Genomic DNA, 19,568 nt, shown 5'->3' with positions numbered 1-19,568 from the left:
GTCAACCCATCATCCTGGTATCGCTACTACCTCTTCCCGCTAGCGGCCCGCGGGCGACGCGCTGTGCGACGTCTGCGGCGCGGCCGCCGCCGATGCCGCCGCATCCGACACCCCCGCCGCGCCGCCCGGCAGATCGGCCGGCTTCGTCGAACTCACCGCATCCGGATAGAGCTGCATCAGCACGCGCAGCACACCATTGGTCCAGCCAAAGCCGTCCTGTAGCGGATACTCGCCGCCGCCCGCCGGCTTGTCGCTCGCGTCGACGTCGTACTTCTCGACCAGCTTGCCGGTGCGCTGGTAGTACGCGACGTTGGTGCGAATCCAGCGGGTCGCGATATCACGCGCGAGCTCCGGCTCGCTGTAGCGGCGCAGCCCGATCACCGCGAGGTACTGCAGCGGCGCCCACCCGTTCGGTTCGTCCCACTGCTGTCCGGTGTTGGCCTGCGTCGTCGCGAGACCGCCCGGGCGCAGCAGATCCCGCCGGATCGTCTGCGCCACTTCGCGCGCGTCGTTGCGTGTCGCGACGCCGGTGTAAAGCGGGTAGACGGTCGCGGCAGTCAGCCGGTGCGTGAGCGTGCGGTGCACGAAGTCGTAGTCGGCGAAAGCGTGCAGTTGCGGATCCCACAGCATCCGGCGGATCGCATCGGCTCGCACGCGGGCGCGTAGTTCGAGATTCTCCGCGTGGCCTGCGTCGCCGGTCACCCGGTAGGCTTTCGCGAGCGCGCGTTCGAGCTCCACCATCAGGCAGTTCAGGTCCACTGGCACGAGCGAGGTCACGTCGATGGTCGCGAGCGTCCTGCCGTCGGCGAACCAGCGCGAACTGAAATCCCAGCCTGTTTCGCCGCCCGCGCGCAGGTTGCGCCACAAATCCTGCGCGTCGCGTTGCGGTATCTGCTGCGCCGTCATCACATCCTCGCGGTACGACTCGTCGCGCGGCGCCGCGCGCTCGTCCCAGTAGCGATTGAGCAGCGTGCCGTCGGCGAGGCGCACCAGATGGCGCGCCGCGTTGCCGGGCGACAGATGATCGCTGCCCGCCATCCAGTACGCGTATTCACGGCGCAGCTCGGGCAGATAGCGGGCGTAGACCTGATCGCCCTCTTTGCGCGCGACGAGCTGCACCATCTGCGCGAAGAACGGCGGCTGCGAACGGCTCAGGTAATACGTGCGATTGCCGTTGGGGATATGGCCATAGCGGTCGATCAACGTCGAGAAATTGTTCAGCTCGTCGTCGACGAGCGCGCGCTGGCCGCTCGCGTCGAGCCCCAGCAGGATGAAATACGAATCCCAGTAGTAGATCTCGTCGAAGCGGTCGCCCGGCACGATGTACGACGACGGTAGCGGCAACAGCGAAGCGTACGGGCTGGCGCTCGCATCCGGTTCGCGGCGCAGCACGCTCCACAGCGTATCGATGTGCGCGGTGACGCTTTCGTTCGGATCGGACACATAGCGCTTCGGCTCGCGCGGAGGCAATGTGAAGCGCTGTTCGACGAATTGCTTCAGGTCGAAGCGCGGCTGAGCGCGCTGGCTTTCGTAGTCGGCGATGACTTGCGGCGGCGGCTCGTTTGGCGACATGTCGGCGAACGTCTTGCTGTCCGGGTACAGATGCGCGAGTTCGACGTCGCGATACAGCTCGCCATACAGCTCGGATGGCGGCGTCGGCACGACCGGCGACGGCTGCGCGTGATCCGTGTTGCCAACGCGCCCGGCCGCGGCGCTGCTCCCGGCATTCGCAGCGGCAGCCGATGCGGGCAGCGTAAGGGCCGGCACGGCCGGCTGGGTCGGCGCGACCGTCGGCGCGGATTGCGCGGTGACGCTGCTGCTTGCGGCGAGCGCCAGCGCGGTGGCCACGGAGGCTAGAACGCAGCGGTACGGCCGCTCGCGGGAAGACCAAACGTGAAGATCGGAACGAAATGGCATCGGCGGACCCGTTGAGGACGACGCGGTGACGTCGACGTAGGCGGCCCGCCGCGCGTGCCGATCCTATGCTGCACGCTACCGCGGGGCTTCGAGAGGGTCTCGCTAGCAAATGCGGGGCCCGCTTCGCAAAACGATGTCGCGCGCAAGCGCTCTTTACCGGGTGCTAACCAGGTTCTTACCGAACTGCGCTCGAGGCATGAGCCTTCATCGGGGCGCGCGGTCCGGCGCCGGCTTGCGGCCCGCTCATTCTAGGCGGAAACCAGCGTTAGCCTCCGGTCGCGAATCCTAATGACGCCGCCTTCGCGCGCAGATCCGCGAAGCGGTCCGCCGTCGGGTTGATCGCCCGCTTTTGCGACTGATCGACCGCCGATACCGAGCTCGACGGCGAAGGCACGACCGCCCCCAGGCAGGTTCCGCCGAACGGCCCCTGGGCGACCGTGAACGCGGGAGCGTCGGTGCGCGGCGCGCCGTTGAAATCGAGCGCGTAGGCGAGATTGAAGGTCGCAGGATCGCTGCCGCGCACGCCGAGCGGCTGCAAGCCGAAGCGCCATTGCAATAGCGCGTGAATCGAGCTGGGGTCGAACGGATAGCGCGTGATCGAACGCGCACGCACGCGCGGGCCCAGCAGCGCGAGCGGCACGCGAAAGCCGAGCTTGCCGTCGTTGCCGAGCGTGAGCTCGTTGTTGCTGATCGGCCTGGTGGGCGGCACCACGTGCTCGAGAAACCCGCCCCATTCGTCGTAGACGACGATCATCAGCGTGCGGCTCCACGTCGGGCTCGTGCGCAGCGCCTCGTAGACCTGCGCGAGAAACGCCTCGCCGTCGCGGATGTCGGCATGTGGATGATCGTCGGAGGAAACGCCTTCCGGCTCGCCCGTAAATGACGGATCGATCATGCAGAATGGCGGCAGCGTCCCCGCCGCGGCATGCACGAGGAAATCCGCAAACGGGCGCGAAATGCCGACATACCGCGTGCCATAAAGCGCCGTGATCGGCACGTCGTGGTAGTAGTAGCGAGCGTCGACATCGGCGTTGCTCAGCTTGTCCCAGATCGTCGCGAGCGACGACGTGTCGGCGCTGTCGTCGAGCCGGTCCGTTGCGCCGCTATGCAGATAGAGGCGATTGGGAAACGTGCTGGTCAGGATGCCGCTGAAGTAGAAGTCGCCGATCGTGTAACTGCTGGCCACGGCGTTGAAAAATTGCAGGTCGGCCTGCGTGTAGAAGCCGATAGGCAGCAGGTCGCCCCGGCTCAGGCTCGTGCCCGGCGTGAGCAGCCAGCCATTCATCGCACCCGATGCCAGTTGCGTGCGGCCCCCCGAAAAGCTGTGATTGGGGTCCAGGAACGCGCACGCCTGATAGCCGTACGCGGCATTCGCCGCGAGCGAAAACGGCGTTTGCGTCGCGCCGAACGCGTCCTTGAATTGCCGGTTCGCGGGCATGCCCTCCGCGCCCGGCACCCAGCCGAGGAAATGGTCGAACGAACGATTTTCCATCGTGACCAGCACGATGAAGTCGATGCCCGAGCTGGCCGGCGCGGGCAACGCCGGGCGCGGCAGGCTATAGCGGTCGGCGGCGTTGGGCGCCGGAATATCGGTAACCGAGGGCGCGGGGTCGCCGCCTCCTCCGCCCGTTAAGTCGTCTTCGCCCGATCCGCCACCGCAACCCGATAGCGCAACGCTGCCGGCCACCGCGGCTACGCCAGCAAGAAAGCGGCGGCGGTCGTGTGCATGAGTCTTGTGAGTCTCGTCGCCCATCACACGCCTCCTGATTGGCTGCGGCGCGGGCATTCGTCCCTGCCTGCCTGCCGCGAAGCAACACGCGCGCGCCGATTGGAGCGGCGGTTGGTCGTTGGCAGCAAGTTTCGAACCCGAGGGAGTGGCGGGCCGTTGCGAAGTAGCGATCTCCAACGAATGACTTCAAAGGCAGATGAGGCCTTGTCCGCCTAGATCTCCACGCGCGCGCCGACTTCGATCACCCGATTGGCCGGCAGTTTGAAGAAAGCCGCGATATTGCCCACGTTGTGCAGCATCACCGCGAACAGCCGCTCGCGCCATAGCGCCATGCCGTGGACGCGTTTGGGCACGACAGCCGCGCGGCTCAGGAACCAGGATGTGTCGTCCAGGTTGAACGTGAGTTCCGGCGACTTGTAGGCGGCCAGCGTGCGCGGCAAGTCCACTTCGTCCTTGAAGCCGTAATTCACCGTTGCGTGCCAGCAGCCGGCGCACAGCGGCCTGATCTGCACGCGCTCGCTGTCGGCCACCTTCGGCACGCTTTTCGTCATTACGCTCAGGAAAACCGTGCGCTCATGCAGCACACGGTTGTGCCGCAGGTTGTTGACGAGCGCGTGCGGCACCGCTTCGGCGTCCGGCGTCAGGAAGATCGCCGTGCCGCCCACACGCGTCGGCGAACTTTCGAGCAGCGTGGTGAGGTACTGTTTGAGCGGCGTCTTTCCCGCCCGCGCGCGCGCTTCGGCCAGCATCATCTCCCAGCCGCGTCCCCACGTCGCCATGATCGTGAACATGATCGCGCCGACCACGAGCGGGAACCAGCCGCCGTCGACGATCTTGAGCAGATTCGCCGAGAAGAACAGTGCGTCGATCACGAAGAAGAACGAAGTGGAGAGCACGCACAGCAGCCAGTTGTAGCGCCACGCGTAACGCACGACGAAGAACGTCAGGAACGTGGTGATCAGCATCGTGCCGGTCACGGCGATGCCGTACGCGGCCCCGAGCGCCGTGGACGAGCGGAAGCCCAACACCGCCGCGACCACGGCGATCAGCAGAATCCAGTTGATGCCGGGCACGTAGATTTGCCCGATCTCGCGCTCCGACGTATGTACGATGTTCATGCGCGGCAGGAAGGAAAGCTGCATGGCCTGCATCGTCATCGAATAGGTACCCGAAATAACGGCTTGCGACGCGATCACGGTGGCGATCGTCGCCAGCACGATCATCGGCACGATGGCCCACTGCGGGAACAGTCGGTAGAACGGGTTTTGCACCGCGCCAGGGTTCGCCAGCAGCAGCGCGCCTTGGCCCAGGTAGTTCAGCGCGAGCGCGGGAAAAACGACGCCGAACCACGTAACACGGATGGGTCGCTTACCGAAATGGCCCATGTCGGCGTAGAGCGCCTCGGCGCCCGTCAGCGACAGCACCACCGCGCCGAGCGCGACGAACGCCAGCCAGCGGTGATGCATGACCAGGCGGAGCCCTTCCAGCGGATTGAGCGCGTACAGCACGACCGGCGTGGCTATGATGTTCGCGACGCCCGCCGCGCCGATCACGACGAACCAGAGCACCATCACTGGCCCGAACACGGCGCCGATGCCACCCGTGCCGTGCTTTTGCGTGACGAACAGGACGATCAGCGCGGCGAGTGTCACCGGAACCACATAGGTTTTGAGCCCGGGCTCGACGACTTCGAGCCCTTCCACGGCGCTCAGCACGGATATGGCTGGCGTGATGACGCTATCGCCGAAGAACAGCGCCGCGCCCATCACCCCCACCACGAGGAGCCCGCGACGCAAGCGCGGCCGCGACGCGATCGACGACGCCGCGAGCGCGAGCAACGCCATGATCCCGCCTTCGCCGTGATTATTCGCCCGCAGGATCAGGACGACGTACTTCAGCGAAACGACGATCATCAGCGACCAGAAAATCAGCGAAACGATGCCGACTATATTGAAAGCATTGAGCGTGAGACCGTTGGCGGGATCGAACACGGTGGCGAGCGTATAGAGCGGGCTCGTGCCGATGTCGCCATAGACCACGCCGAGCGCGGCCAGCGCGAGCGCTGGAAGAGCCGGTGAGGCGTCGCCGTGGCCTTCCTTCCCCGACGCGGCGGTTGCGGAATGTGCCATGTCTCCCTCCTCATACGAATCGCGCGTGAGCCGTGATGGCCGCGCCGCGGGTTCGCTTCGATTCTTTCGTTTCGTTGACGCGAATTCGTCTCGGTCGTGCGCGCTGGATCGTGCCAGTGCGCTAGAGAAGTATAGAAATTTCCGGCGAAAATGCGCTTTGCGCAGCAGTCACGCATTTGGCCGACGCCGTCGCTGCGTCCACCGTCAGCTCAACGTCAGGTAGAACGGCGCAAGTGTCAGCAGACCGCCTCGTCCGTCCGCCTCGAAGGCGCCGTGCCGGCATGCTCTCCGAGTTCCATGATTTCCACGAGCCGCTGCTGGTAGTGCTCCGGCAAATACTCCGCGAGTGAATAGCTTCTGCCCTTGTCCGCCAGATGTATCGCGAGTCGATCCAGTGCCAGTTCGAGGCTCTGAGGCTCAGACCGAAATTTGATCTTGTTGCCCACCGCGTCAGCGGTCGTCGCCATGCTGCCGCCGTCGTGGACGAGGGCAGGCAAGCCGAGCATGGCGGCCTCGATAATGACGAGCGGCGCATTCTCGGCTCCCAACGATGGCACGACGACCGCGTCGGCAAATCGCCGCATCCGCGCAAACAATTCCTCCTGCGGCAGTCTGCCGAAAAAAACCAGTTTGCCGCGCTCGATCAGCGACGCGAAGCGCTGCTCCATCGCACGACGATCCGGACCGTCCCCGTAGACTCCTAATACGTCAATTCGATGAAAGTTCACGCTCTCCGCGAGTTCGATAAATTCCGCGAGTCCCTTTTCCTGTGAAATCCTGCCGACAAAGGCAAGCCTGAATCTCTGCTTGCCAGCAACACGCGAAGGCTGAAACGCGACCGGTACTGAAGAGGGATTAAAAACGACTCTCGTATTCGTGATGCCACTGCGATGCAGCGCTTCTTCCATGAAGGCGCTTGGACATACGATCGTCTCGAAGATCCGCGTGGCAGGGAATGCCTCGCGTACTGCGTGCCAGTAACACTTCGTCATCAGGTCGTGCAAAAGACCTTTAGTCGTCGACCGACGGGTCAACGCCGCACGCGTGCCCAACACTTCGAGCGGCACAATCACCGGCCGCCGGTTGTCGAAATATTGCAGTGCCGGGTTGTAATAGACGAGATGGTAGTCGTGGCTCGTGTGATATGCGCGAAAGCCGAGCTTTCGCTTTTGACGCGCTATAACGCTCAGTATCGAATTCGATAGAGCGTTATGGTAGTTGTGCACCATCACCCGATGCGGACGAAAACCCACAATAGTCTTCTCGAGTGCGCGCGCGGCCGCGACATTCCAGGACCTGGACCACTTGGTGGTTCCCACCGGAAAGCGGGTGTCGTCGAAGCGTTCAACTTCGACCCCGGGCAATCGACTCAGAAGATCTGCCGATTGCTGATAAACAACTTCCGCGCCGCCCATCGACGCATAATCGTTTATTACCAATACCCTGCAGCGCTTCATGTTTAGGCCCGCTGTTGGTGCACGACTCACGACACCGAGTACATGCATGATGGGGGTTAATTCGTCGGGAATTTTATGAAGTCATTTTCGACGACTGTGTGTGAGAGCGCACCAAGCAAGTACCCGTTCTCTTACTGCGTGTTACCGGCCGGGGTGATTTTAGAAGTGCTATTACGCCGCGAAAGCTTAACGACGGGCACCCTCAGCCAGGGTTTCCCCTCCTTCAGCACATCAAAACTTGTCCTACTATCAAGCAGTTAAAACTAACTAACTCATCAGTTAGTCCGGTGTCCATGCCGCAAGTCACCCGTTCCAGAATGGGTCGTCGTCCTCATCCGCAGGACTTCGACGCACGCGAACATCTGCTCGATGTCGCGGTGGCGCTGTTCGCCGAGCGCGGGATCGCCAACACGACAGTGGCGCAGATCGCGGCGGCGAGCGGCGTGACGTCCGCGATGGTGCACTACTGGTTCCAGACCCGCGAAAAGCTGCTCGACGCGTTGTTCGAGGAAAAGCTGGTCGCCGCGTTCGGCGCCATCTGGGACCCGGTCGATGCCGAACGCGACGATCCGCTCGCGCTGACGCAAGGCATCGTCAAACGCATGTTCGACGTCACCGAGGCCATGCCGTGGCTGCCTTCGCTATGGCTGCGCGAAATCATCAACGAAGGCGGCCTGCTGCGCGAGCGCGCGTTTGCGCATATCCCCGTGCAAAAGGTCGCCGCGTTCGGTCAGAACATCGCACGCGGTTGCGCGTCGGGTCAGTTGAATGCGCAGCTCGAACCGTTGCTGCTGTTCAACTCGGTGCTCGCGCTCGTGATGCTGCCGCAGGCGACCGCCAGGATCTGGCAACGCCTGAATCCGCGCAGTTCGTTCGATCGCGCGACGCTCGAACGCCACGTCGTCGCGCTGCTCACGCAGGGCATGAGCGCAACCACGGCGGTCAAGACCAGCGCCAGGGCAAGGAGCCGGGCGACGTCCACCGCACGCCGCGCGAAAGGAAAGCCGTCATGATTCCGTCCGCCCGCTCATCCACACGTGTCGCGTTGCTTGCGCTGTGCATCGCGTGCGCGAGCTGTTCGCAACAACCGGCGAACACATGGCAAGGTTATGTGGAAGGCGAGTTCCTGTACCTCGCGTCTTCGCAGGCGGGCCAGTTGACCGAGCTCGCGGTCTCGCGCGGGCAGACCGTCGCGCAGAACACGCCGCTCTTCGCGCTCGAAGCGCAGAACGAAACCGACGCCGTGGCGCAGGCCAACGAGCAACTGCGCTCGGCCCGCGCCCAGCTCGCCGACCTCGGAACCGGCAAGCGTCCGCCGGAAGTCAACGTGACGCGCGCGCAACTCGTGCAGGCCGAAGCCGATGCGGCGCGCGCCGCGACCCAGTTCCGCCGCGACCAACAGCAATTCGACGCCGGCGGCATCGCGCAAAGCCAGCTCGACGACTCGCGCGCGAGCGCGCTGTCGAGCGCCGCGCACGTGCGCGAGTTGCAAAGTCAGCTCGCCGTCGCGCGTCTGCCGGGACGGATCGAGCAGATCCGCGCACAGCAGGCGCAAGTCGACGCCGCGCAGGCCCAACTCGGCCAGGCCCAATGGAAGCTCGATCAGAAAAGCGTGCACGCGCCGCACGCGGGCCTCGTGTTCGACACGATGTTTCGCAGCGGCGAATGGGTGCCGGCGGGCAGCCCCGTCGTGCGCATGTTGCCGCCGGAAAACGTCAAGGTGCGCTTCTTCGTGCCGCAAGGAGTGGTCGGTTCGCTCGCGCCCGGCCGTCGCGTATCCATTCATTGCGACGGGTGCGCCGCCGATGTGCCGGCCGTGCTCAGCTTCATCTCGGACCAGGCGGAGTACACGCCGCCAGTGATCTTCAGCAACGAAAGCCGCGCGAAGCTCGTGTTCATGGTCGAAGCCAGACCGCAAACCGCCGATGCGCCGAAGCTGCGGCCCGGCCAGCCCGTCACGGTCACGCTGCAATGAGTGCGCCCGCGCCGCCCCCCGCCAACGCCAGCAACCCGGTGTACGCGATCGACGTGCACGGGCTGAACAAGCATTTCGGCACCAAGCACGTGGTCAACGACGTGACGATGCAGGTGCGGCGCGGCGAGATCTTCGGTTTTCTCGGCCCGAACGGCAGCGGCAAGACTACCTGCATCCGCATGATGTGCGGACTGCTGACGCCGGACTCCGGCAGCGGCACCTGTCTCGGCTACGACATCGTGCGGGACAGCGCGCAGATCAAACGCCGCACCGGCTACATGACGCAGCGCTTCTCCTATTGGGAAGATCTGTCGATCCGCGAAAACCTCGACTTCGTCGCGCGCATCTACGAGATGAAGAACCGCCGCGAGGCGGTGGATCGCGCGCTCGAACAGCTTGGCCTGCAAAGCCGTGAGAAGCAGTTGGCCGGCGCACTGTCGGGCGGATGGAAGCAGCGTCTCGCGCTGGCCGCGTGCATGCTCCATGAACCGGAACTGCTGCTGCTCGACGAGCCGACCGCCGGTGTCGATCCGAGCGCGCGCCGCGACTTCTGGGAAGAGCTGCACCGCCTCGCGGCGCGCGGCATCTCAGTACTCGTCAGCACGCACTATATGGACGAAGCGGAACGCTGCCACAAGCTCGCCTATATCGCGTACGGCAAGCTGCTCGCGCAGGGTACGTCGAAACAGGTGATCGACTCGCAAGGGCTCGTGACGTGGGCCGTGTACGGCCAGAATCTCGTCGAGCTCGGCGACCGGCTGCGCAGCTCGCCCGGCGTCGAGCAGACGGTCGCGTTCGGTTCGTCGCTGCACGTGAGCGGGCCCGACACGCCCGAACTCCACGCGAGCATCGACCAGTTGGAACGCTCGAACCCCACGCTACGAATCGCAAGACAGGAAACCGGCCTCGAGGACGTGTTCATCTTCATGATGAACCGCTCGACCGACAACTACGCAACGCCTTCCGCGGGCAAAGCATCGTGAATTCCGCGCGCCGACTTCCGCGCTTTTCGCTGATGCGCTGGTGGAGCATCGTGCGCAAGGAGTTTTTGCAGCTGAAGCGCGACCGCATCACGTTTGCGATGATGATCGTGCTGCCGATCATGCAGATGGCGCTGTTCGGCTTCGCGATCAATACCGACCCGAAGCATCTGCCGACGGCCGTCATCGCCGCCGATCACAGCGAGTTCACGCGCAGCTTCCTGATGGCGATGCGCAACTCCGATTACTTCGACATCGTCTCGACGCTGCCCGATGAAGAGTCCGGCCGCCGCGCGCTCGCGCAAGGCAAGGTGCTGTTCGTGCTGAATATTCCGGTCGGGTTCACCCGCCAGCTGGCCAAGGGCGCGCGGCCCTCGCTGCTCGTCGAAGCCGACGCGACGGACCCGATGGCGGTGGGCACCGCGCTCGGCGCATTGCCGTCGATCACGCAGTCGGTACTGCAGAAGGACCTCACGGGTCCGCTGTCGCCGCTCGCGGTCGGCCCCACCGCTTTCGATGTTCAATTGCACCGGCTCTACAACCCCGAAAGCATCACCCAGTACAACGTGGTGCCGGGCCTGATGGGCGTGATCCTGACGATGACGATGGTGATGATGACGGGCCTCGCGATCACGCGCGAACGCGAGCGCGGCACGATGGAAAATCTGCTGGCTACGCCCGTGCTGCCGCTCGAAGTGATGACCGGCAAGATCGTGCCTTATGTGGCGATCGGTCTGGTGCAGGTCAGCATCATTCTCGCGGCCGCTCGCTTCGTGTTCAACGTGCCGTTCGAAGGTGGTCTGATCGCGCTGTATCTGTCCGCGCTATTGTTCGTCGCGGCCAATCTGACGATCGGCATTACGTTGTCGTCGCTCGCGCAGAATCAGTTGCAGGCTATGCAGCTGACGATGTTCTATTTTCTGCCCAACATCCTGCTGTCGGGGTTCATGTTCCCGTTCGCGGGCATGCCGAAGTGGGCGCAGTACATCGGCAACCTGTTGCCGCTCACCTACTTCAACCGGCTCGTGCGCGGCATTCTGCTAAAAGGCGTCGGTTGGGCCGACATGTGGCCGCATGTGTGGCCGCTGCTGATCTTTCTGTTCGTCGTGATGGGCGTCGCCGTGAAGTTCTATCGACGCACGCTCGATTGAGGAAGGCCTGCAATGTGTTCCGCTCCTCGCTTTCGTGACGTGGTTTTTCATCGCGCGGCTTGTTTATCCGCTACGCGTCGGCTCGCCGCCTGCGGCGCAAGCGCGGCATTGTGCGCGTGCACCGTCGGCCCCGATTTCCATCGGCCCGACGTGACCAGCGTGTCGAGCTATACCGCCGCGCCGCTTGCGGCAAGCACGGTCGCCGCCGATGGTCCCGGCGGCGCCGCGCAACACTTCGTGCCGACTGACGTGCCCGGCGACGGCTGGTGGCGCGCGTTCGGCTCGCCGGCGCTGAACGCGCTGGTGCAGCAGGCGCTCGACGACAGCCCGACCCTCGCGCAAGCCCGCGCGAAACTCGACGAAGCGCAGCAGGACTACCGCGCGCAGGCGGGCGGCACGCTGTGGCCGCAGGTCGATGCGAACCTGTCGACCACGCGCGAGAGGATCGATCCCGAAGCGCTGGGCTTCGGCCAGCTGACGCAAGGCCGCGCGTTTGCGCCGTTCACGCTATACAGCGCGCAAGTCACCGTGTCGTACACGCTCGATCTGTTCGGCGCGAATCGCCGCGCGCTCGAAGCGGTGGCTGCGCAGGTCGACTATCAGCAATACGAACTCGAAGCCGCGCGTTTGACGGTCGCGGGCAATGTGGTGACGGCGGCGATCCGGCGCGCGTCGATCTCGCGACAGATCGCACTCACAGAGGCGCTGCTCGCGAATCAGATGCAGCAACTCGATATCGCCGAACACCGCTATCACGCGGGCGGCATCTCCGAGGTCGATCTGCTGAGTCAGCGCACGCTGGTGCAGCAGACCCGCGCGACGTTACCGCCGTTGCGCACGCAGCTTGCACAGACCGATCATCAGCTTGCGATCTATCTGGGACGCGCGCCAGCGGAATTGGCCACCACGCACGACCTTGCCGCGCTCGACCTCGATACGCTCGTGCTGCCCGCCGACCTGCCGCTGACCTTGCCGTCGACGCTCGCGCAGCAGCGGCCCGATATTCGCGCGTCCGAGGCGTTGTTGCATCAGGCGAGCGCGAACATCGGCGTCGCGACCGCGAACCTGTATCCGCGTATCACGCTGTCGGGCAGCGCGGCGACCGAACGTGTCAACGTGTCCGATCTGCTGACGGGCTTCAACGTGTGGAACTTTGGCGCCGGTCTCACGCAGCCGCTGTTTCATGGCGGTGAACTGCTGGCGCGCAAGCATTCGTCCGAGGCGGCCTACCAGGCGGCGCTCGCCGTGTACAAGCAAACCGTGCTGCAGGGACTGCAACAGGTCGCCGACGCGCTGCGCGCGCTCGATCAGGATGCGATTGCGTTGCAGGCGCTCGATGCCGCGCAGCGCAGCGCCCAGCACAGCGCCGGTATTGCGAGTCAGCGTTATGCGGCGGGCGGCATCAGCCAATTGACGCTGCTCGATACGCAGCGCCAGCAATTGCAGACCGGCCTCGATCGCACCAAAGCCGCCGCGCAGCGTTATGCCGATACCGCCGCGCTGTTTCAGGCGCTCGGGGCGCGGCCTTGAGTTACCGCTTCGTCATTGGTTTGCCGACGTCTCGCGCCGCACCTTGTTCAGCACGAGGTAGGCGAGCGAGCCGATCACGATGCCCCAGAACGCGGAGCCGAGCCCGAGGAAGGTCATACCGGATGCGGTCGCGAGAAACGTGATGACCGAGGCCTCGCGATGGTCTTCGTCCTGGATCGCGCCCATCACGTTCGACGTGATCGCACCGATCAACGCTAGACCCGCCAGAATCGCGACGAATTCCTTCGGCAGCATGGTGAACAGCGCGACGATCGCACCGGCGAAGGTCCCGCCGATCAGATAGAACACGCCGTTGGCGATGCCCGCGATATAGCGCTTGTCCGGCTCGTCGTGCGCGTCCTTGCCGGTGCACAGCGCCGCCGTGATTGCGGCGATAACGATCGTGATGCCGCCGAAAAACGCCGCGCCGATCGACGCGATGCTAGTCGCTGTGATGATTGGCCGGGCCGGCGTGTGATAGCCGGACACGCGCAGAATCGCCATGCCCGGCAGGAACTGGCCGGTCAGACTGACGACGACGAGCGGCAGCGCAAGACTCAGCGTGGAGCTCAGCGTCCATTCGGGTTGGATGAAGATCGGCCGCGTGACTTGCAGCGGCAGCGCGCCGAGGTGCGCGGCGCCGAGCGCGATGGCGAGCACCGTGCCCGTCAGCAACACCAGCACGATGCAATAGCGCGGCAGCACGCGCCTGAAGACGATGTACGCGCCGATCATGCCGAACGCCAGCGCCGGCATCGACGCGGCCGCCTTGAACGCATGCGTGCCGAACTGCAGCAGAATGCCGGCCATCATCCCGCAGGCGATGCCCTTCGGAATGCTGCGCACCATGCGATCGAAATAGCCCGATATGCCGATCAGCAGAATGATCACGGCCGCGCTCAGATACGCGCCCACCGCCTGATGCAGCGTCAACGCGGGGAACAGTCCGACCAGCAGCGCGGTGCCGGGCGCAGACCACGCGGTCACGACCGGCACCTTCAGCTTCCAGCTCGCGAAGATGCCGGAGAGGGCCGCGCCGATCGAGATGCCCCATACCCACGACGCGACCATCTCGTTGGGCATGTGGGCCGCTTGCGCGGCCTGGAAGAAGATCACGAGCGGGCCCGCGTACGAGATCAGCACGGCCAGAAAGCCGGCCACGATGGCGGACACGGACCAGTCGGCCGCAATGGCGCGCGTGGTAGGCGCCTGGCTAGGGGTGGGATTCATCGTCGATGTGGGTCGTGGCGGCCCGCTGTTGGTGACACGCGCCGGGCGGCGCATGTCACCGCGAGTGACCGCGAATCACCGCATGTCACCATCCGGCAGCGGAGTCATTGCGGGCCGATAGTATGAAGGACAATCGCCGCGCGGCCTATCGGCGTCGTTCGGCCCGACGCTCGCTAGCCCTGATCGCCGCCGCCCACCGGCAACACGGTGCCGGTGATATACGACGCTTCGTCGGAAGCGAGGAACAGGATCGCGCCGACCTGTTCGTCGATCGTGCCGTAGCGATGCATCAGGCTCGACGCGATCGTCTGATCGACGATGCCCTGATACCACGTCGCTTCCTGCTCGCTTTGCGGCGCGGTATTGCGCGGCACGCGGCGCGGCGGCGCTTCGGTGCCGCCGGTCGCGACCGCGTTGATGCGGATGCCGTGTTCGGCATGCTCGAATGCGAGGCTCGCGGTCAGCGCATTGACGCCGCCTTTCGACGCCGCGTACGGCACGCGATAAATACTGCGCGTCGCAATCGACGACACGTTGACGATCGCGCCGCTCGCGCGCTCGAGCATCGCGGGCAACACCGCGTGGCAGCACCACAGCGTCGGGAACAGCGAACGCCGCACCTCGGCCTCGATCTGCTCCGCTTCATACTCTTCGTACGGCTTCGCCCAGATCGTGCCGCCGACATTGTTGACGAGTGCGTCGATGCGGCCGAACGCATCGATCGCGAAGGCCGTCATCGCAGTCGCGCCCGCATAGGTTTCGAGGTCGGCGATGAACGCGCGCGCGTCGCCGCCGGCGCGCGCAATCTCTTCGGCCACCTCGTGCACGATCGGCGAACGGTCCACCAGCACCACCGCCGCGCCCTCGCGCGCCGCGCGCAGCGCGACGCCGCGACCGATGCCCTGGCCCGCGCCGGTCACGACGAGCACCTTGTCCTTGAAGCGATCGGTAAAGGTCGAAGTCATGCTACGTTGCTCGCCGAGAATTTTTCGTAGTAGAAGTTCGCGGGCTCGACGCTGCTGTCGCGCAGCCAGCCCTGCACCGCTTCGACCATCGCGACCGGGCCGCACAGGTAGACGTCGACGTCGCCGCTATTGAGCCATTCGCTGTCGACGTGCGCGGTCACGTAGCCTTTGCGCTCGTGGCTGCTCGCGGCATCGACGACACAGGTGCGGTAGCTGAAATTCGGCAGCGTGCGCTGCGCTTGTTCGAGCTGTTCGAGCGCGACCAGGTCGATGTCGTGGGTCACGCCGTACACGAGGCGCACCGGCTGCGTGTTGCCGCTCGCCTTCAGCACGTCGAGCATCGACAGGAACGGCGCGATGCCGGTGCCGCCCGCGAGGAACAGCACCGGGCGCCGCGGATCGCGCAGATAGAAGCTGCCATACGGACCCGTGAAGCCGATCCGCTGACCCGGCTGCGCATCGCGGCTCAGGAAGCCGCTCATCTTGCCATCCGGCACGTTGCGCACGACGAACGCCGCGCGCGTCGCGCCCGGCGCCGAGCTGAACGAATACGACCGGCTCTCGCCGCTCGCGCCCGGAATCTCGACGTTCACGTATTGCCCCGCGAGAAAGCTCGGCGCGCTCGCGCCGTCGATATCGATCGAGAAATGGATGGTCGAATCCGACAGCCGTTCGACCGCCGCGAGCGTACCTTCGAAACGCGACACCCCGGTCTTGCACGCCGCCGACGACGCCTGCACGCGAATCACCAGATCCGAGCGCGGCCGCGTCTGGCACGCGAGGATATAGCCCTTGCCCGCTTCTTCGGGGGTCAACGCATCTTCGACGTAGCTCTCCTCGGGCAGGTCGTACGCGCCCGATTCGCACAGTCCGCGGCAGGTGCCGCACGCGCCTTCGCGGCAGTCGAGCGGAATGTTGATCTTCTGCCGGTACGCGGCATCCGACAGCGTTTCGTTCTCACGGCAGCTGATGAAGCGCGTGACGCCGTCTTCGAATTGAAGTGCAATAGTGTGTTCCATGACCTGTCTCCTGCAACCGCACCGGCTAGATGTGGTAGATGTCGATGACCTGATTGATGTAGTCGTTCTTCAGCACGACGTACTTGCTCAGGATTTGCGGCTTGGCGCCGTTGAAGTCGATCACGTAGCGCGACATGCCGAAGTAGCTGTAGTTGGTCTTGTAGCGATGGCTCAGCGTGTGCCAGTTGAAGCGCACCGTGTACACGCCGCTCTCCGCGCTCTCCACTTCGACGTTCGCGACGTTGTGGCTCGTGCGCGTATCGGGCATCGTCGCGCTGGAACGCTCGGTCTTGATGCGAAACACGCGGTCTTCGAGGCCCTGGCGGTTCGGGTAATAGATCAGCGAAATCTCGCGCTGCGGATCGGTGACGAGCTTGTCCTCGTCGTCCCACGACGGCATCCAGAACGACGCGTCCGGGTGATAGCAGGCGAGCCATTCGTCCCATTGCTCGTCGTCGAGCAGGCGGCTTTCGCGGAACAGGAAAGCCTGAATATCGGTGATGGCGATGTTGCTCATGCGCGGCTCCCCGGCGCGTTCAGCGCCTTTTTCATCGTGTCGATCCAGTAGCGGTGCTGCACCGTGTAGAGGCCTTCGTCTTCGGTTTTCACGCCGCTCATCACGGGGCTCAGGCCGATCTTTTGCGCGGCTTCGTCGGCGCCGTCGATCCAGTGCTTCGAACCGCGGCACATGTCGTTCCATTCGACCGCGCGGGCCGCATAGCCCAACTGGCAGGCGCGGAATTCCTCGAGGTCATCGGGCGTGGCCATGCCGCTCACGTTGAAGAAGTCCTCGTATTGACGGATGCGGCGCGAGCGCGCTTCGTCGGACTCGCCCTTCGGCGCGATGCAGTAGATCGTCACCTCGGTCTTGTTGACCGACAGCGGCCGCAGCACGCGAATCTGCGAGCCGAACTGGTCCATCAGATACACGTTCGGGTACAGGCACAGGTTGCGCGAGTTCTGGATCATCCAGTCAGCGCGCTCGGCGCCGCAGCGCGCGGCGAATTCCTCGCGGCGGCCAAAGTTCGGACGGTCTTCGGGATTCGCCCAGCGCGTCCACAGCAGCATGTGGCCGTGCTCGAACGCGTAGAAGCCGCCGCCCTGGCGGCCCCAGCTGCCCGCATCCATCGCGCGGATCTTGTCTTCGCGCGCGTTTTCTTCCTTGCGATGATTGGTCGTCGCCGCGTAGTTCCAGTGCACGGCCGACACGTGATAACCGTCTGCGCCGTTTTCCGCGGTCAGCTTCCAGTTGCCTTCATACGTGTAGGTCGACGAGCCGCGCAGCACTTCGAGTCCGTCTTCCGACTGGTCGACGATCATGTCGATGATGAGCGCCGCCTCGCCGAGGAACGTCTCGAGCGGCGGCACGTCATCGCTCAGGCTGCCGAACAGGAAGCCGCGATAGTTGCCGAAGCGCGCGAGCTTCTTCAGGTCGTGCGAGCCTTCCTTGTTGAAGCAGTCGGGATAGCCCGCTTCCGACGGGTCTTTGACCTTCAGCAGCTTGCCGCTGTTGTTGAAAGTCCAGCCGTGGAAGGGGCACGTATAGGTGGCCTTGTTGCCGCGCTTGTGGCGGCACAGCATCGCGCCGCGGTGCGTGCACGAATTGATGAACGCGTTCAACTCGCCCTGTCGGTTGCGCGCGATCACGACCGGCTGCCGGCCCATGTAGGTCGTGAAATAGTCGTTGTTGTTCGGAATCTGGCTTTCGTGCGCGAGATAAATCCAGTTGCCCTCGAAAATGTGCTGCATTTCGAGTTCGAACAAACGCTCGTCGGTAAACGCGCTGCGATGCAGGCGGTAATCGCCGCGCTCGCGGTCTTCGACGAGAAAGTCGTCGATGTTCTTCAATTGTGGAGTGTGATCCGGGTAGATCGGAATCATGCGTGTCTCCTGGTACGGACTGTCGGTATGCGTGCGAAGCACGCGTGTAGGGGGCGGCCTGCCTGCCGCGAGGCCGGCTGGCCGGTTCGTCTTTCACGTCGGGGAGTGGAGGCGGTGCGCCTCCGGGGGCTGCGTCAGGTCGCGGCGCGCAAGGGTTCGACCTTCGGCACGAGAGGCGGGATATCGGTGGACAACCCTTTCGGCAGGGTTTCGATTTCAGCGTGTTTCATTGCTGCTCCTGAACTCTTTCTAAGTCTTGGGTCCCATGCGCGAGGATTTGCCTGCGCCGTCTCCGTGGGGCCGACCGACGCTTCAGACCGGGCCGAGTTGTCAATGCTCGGGAGGTATAATTTTGCGGGGCGTCTACGGTGACTGAAGGATAGTTGCGCGCCATTTGCATCGTCCAACACTGATTTAGTATCGCGACGATACTTAGAAGGTATTTTTATGGAATTGCGCCACCTGCGCTACTTCGTGGCCGTTGCCGAGGAATGCAACTTCACCAAGGCCGCCAAACGTCTGCATATTGCGCAGCCGCCGCTGAGCCGGCAGATCCAGCAGCTCGAAGACACGCTCGGCGTGCAGCTGTTCGAGCGCAACTCGCGGCCGCTGAAGCTGACCGAGGCGGGCCGCTTTTTCTATTCGCACGCGGTGCAGCTGCTCGCGCAAACGACGGAAATCGAGGCGATGACGCGGCGCGTCGGCAAGATCGAGCGGAGTTTGTCCGTGGGCTTCGTCGGCTCGACGCTGTACGGCATGCTGCCGAAAATCATCCGGCGCTTTCGTACCGAGAACAGCACGGTCGAGCTGAGCCTGCACGAGATGTCGACGATGGATCAGATCAAGGCGCTCAAGGAAGGCCGCATCGACGTCGGCTTCGGCCGCATTCGTCACGAAGACCCGAGCATCCGGCGCGTCGTGCTGCGCGAAGAACGGATGATCGTCGCGCTGCCGCTCGGCCATCCGCTGATCGACGCGAAGCCGGTGCTGTCAATGCACGACCTGACCAGCGAAACGCTGATCATCTTTCCGAAGGCGCCTCGGCCCAGTTACGCGGACCAGGTGCTGGCCGCGTTTCACGATCGCGGGCTGAAGCCGCAGCGGCTCTACGAGACGCGCGAGTTGCAGATCGCGCTCGGCCTCGTCGCCGCGGGCGAAGGCATCTCGATCGTGCCGGCGAGCGTGTACGGTTTGCAGCGCGGCGACATCGCCTATAAGGACCTCGACGATGAGAACCTCGTGTCGCCGATCATCATGAGCATGCGCATGCTCGACGAATCGGCCGACATCCAGCGCATGCAGGAACTGATCTACGCGCTGTACAACGAACAGCACATGACCTATCTACCGCCTTCGCATCAGTAGCGCGGATCGCGCGGTTCGCGGCTAGACGTCCATGCGAGCGTCGCCGTAGCGAAGTTGTATGGACAAGCGCGTCGCCACGGTATAGACCGCGGGTATACGCGAAAATTCCGGCTGAGCCCGCCGCCTTTCAATCAGCCTGAATAGCTTGTCTGTAAAGGATTTTGCTCCTATTCTCCGTCTCCCTCCTGGGTGCGCGTAAGCACTAACCCTGATTGCCGCTCATCGGCCGCACGGGATAAT

15 protein-coding genes are annotated in these 19,568 nt (G+C 64.3%); 6 read left to right on the top strand and 9 right to left on the bottom strand.

Annotation, left to right across the window (positions count from 1 at the left end; genetic code table 11):
• Positions 1-39 precede the first annotated feature (39 nt).
• From treA to AB3X95_RS35880, 4 genes are all read right to left on the bottom strand, one after another.
• Positions 40-1,848 (bottom strand): alpha,alpha-trehalase TreA, encoded by a 1,809-nt coding sequence (gene treA / locus AB3X95_RS35895; RefSeq protein ID WP_368623744.1) that lies wholly within the window; start codon positions 1,846-1,848, stop codon positions 40-42.
• 334 nt (positions 1,849-2,182) lie between these two features.
• Positions 2,183-3,670, bottom strand: coding sequence for an alkaline phosphatase family protein (locus AB3X95_RS35890; RefSeq protein WP_368623743.1), 1,488 nt, complete (start codon positions 3,668-3,670; stop codon positions 2,183-2,185).
• Between the two features lie 188 nt (positions 3,671-3,858).
• The gene (locus tag AB3X95_RS35885; protein ID WP_368623742.1) at positions 3,859-5,775 is read right to left on the bottom strand and encodes a potassium transporter Kup; all 1,917 of its coding nucleotides are present in this window, start codon (positions 5,773-5,775) and stop codon (positions 3,859-3,861) included.
• 236 nt (positions 5,776-6,011) lie between these two features.
• Positions 6,012-7,232, bottom strand: coding sequence for a glycosyltransferase (locus AB3X95_RS35880; RefSeq protein ID WP_368623741.1), 1,221 nt, complete (start codon positions 7,230-7,232; stop codon positions 6,012-6,014).
• A 317-nt stretch (positions 7,233-7,549) separates the two neighbouring features.
• On the opposite strand from AB3X95_RS35880, the gene AB3X95_RS35875 reads away from it, so the two are divergent.
• The 5 genes from AB3X95_RS35875 to AB3X95_RS35855 are packed head-to-tail and all read left to right on the top strand — an operon-like array spanning position 7,550 to position 12,868.
• Positions 7,550-8,245 (top strand): TetR/AcrR family transcriptional regulator, encoded by a 696-nt coding sequence (locus AB3X95_RS35875; protein WP_176111465.1) that lies wholly within the window; start codon positions 7,550-7,552, stop codon positions 8,243-8,245.
• On the top strand, positions 8,242-9,207 hold the full coding sequence (locus AB3X95_RS35870; RefSeq protein ID WP_368623740.1) for an HlyD family secretion protein: 966 nt from the start codon (positions 8,242-8,244) through the stop codon (positions 9,205-9,207). Before AB3X95_RS35875 ends, AB3X95_RS35870 begins: the two co-directional genes overlap by 4 nt.
• Positions 9,204-10,190: an ABC transporter ATP-binding protein gene (locus AB3X95_RS35865; RefSeq protein WP_368623739.1), complete on the top strand. Its 987-nt coding sequence runs from the start codon at positions 9,204-9,206 to the stop codon at positions 10,188-10,190. Before AB3X95_RS35870 ends, AB3X95_RS35865 begins: the two co-directional genes overlap by 4 nt.
• A 32-nt stretch (positions 10,191-10,222) precedes the next feature.
• Positions 10,223-11,338, top strand: coding sequence for an ABC transporter permease (locus AB3X95_RS35860; protein ID WP_368623772.1), 1,116 nt, complete (start codon positions 10,223-10,225; stop codon positions 11,336-11,338).
• A gap of 12 nt (positions 11,339-11,350) precedes the next feature.
• Positions 11,351-12,868 carry an efflux transporter outer membrane subunit gene (locus tag AB3X95_RS35855; protein ID WP_368623738.1) on the top strand — a complete coding sequence of 506 codons (1,518 nt, stop codon included), beginning with the start codon at positions 11,351-11,353 and terminating at the stop codon, positions 12,866-12,868.
• A 12-nt stretch (positions 12,869-12,880) separates the two neighbouring features.
• Here AB3X95_RS35855 and AB3X95_RS35850 read toward each other — a convergent pair whose 3' ends face one another.
• The 5 genes from AB3X95_RS35850 to benA form a co-directional block, all read right to left on the bottom strand.
• Positions 12,881-14,098 carry a benzoate/H(+) symporter BenE family transporter gene (locus AB3X95_RS35850; protein ID WP_368623737.1) on the bottom strand — a complete coding sequence of 406 codons (1,218 nt, stop codon included), beginning with the start codon at positions 14,096-14,098 and terminating at the stop codon, positions 12,881-12,883.
• A 173-nt stretch (positions 14,099-14,271) separates the two neighbouring features.
• A complete protein-coding gene (locus tag AB3X95_RS35845) occupies positions 14,272-15,063 on the bottom strand; it encodes a 1,6-dihydroxycyclohexa-2,4-diene-1-carboxylate dehydrogenase (RefSeq protein WP_176368008.1) in 792 nt (263 codons plus the stop codon).
• Entirely contained in the window at positions 15,060-16,082 is a 1,023-nt protein-coding gene (gene benC, locus AB3X95_RS35840; RefSeq protein ID WP_368623736.1) for a benzoate 1,2-dioxygenase electron transfer component BenC, read from the bottom strand. Before benC ends, AB3X95_RS35845 begins: the two co-directional genes overlap by 4 nt.
• A 25-nt stretch (positions 16,083-16,107) precedes the next feature.
• Complete coding sequence (gene benB, locus AB3X95_RS35835; protein WP_368623735.1) at positions 16,108-16,599, bottom strand: benzoate 1,2-dioxygenase small subunit; 492 nt, start codon at positions 16,597-16,599, stop codon at positions 16,108-16,110.
• The gene (gene benA / locus AB3X95_RS35830) at positions 16,596-17,963 is read right to left on the bottom strand and encodes a benzoate 1,2-dioxygenase large subunit (RefSeq protein WP_368623734.1); all 1,368 of its coding nucleotides are present in this window, start codon (positions 17,961-17,963) and stop codon (positions 16,596-16,598) included. The genes benB and benA overlap by 4 nt, the downstream gene beginning before the upstream one ends.
• 447 nt (positions 17,964-18,410) lie before the next feature.
• Here benA and AB3X95_RS35825 point away from each other — a divergent pair, with 447 nt between their 5' ends.
• Positions 18,411-19,328, top strand: coding sequence for a LysR family transcriptional regulator (locus AB3X95_RS35825; RefSeq protein WP_176111474.1), 918 nt, complete (start codon positions 18,411-18,413; stop codon positions 19,326-19,328).
• Positions 19,329-19,568: the final 240 nt, after the last annotated feature.

This window comes from Paraburkholderia sp. BR13444, assembly GCF_040948755.1.
Taxonomy (GTDB): Bacteria; Pseudomonadota; Gammaproteobacteria; order Burkholderiales; family Burkholderiaceae; genus Paraburkholderia; species Paraburkholderia youngii.
Note: the sequence above shows the minus strand (reverse complement) of the source record. Positions and strands in the feature narration are given on the sequence as shown.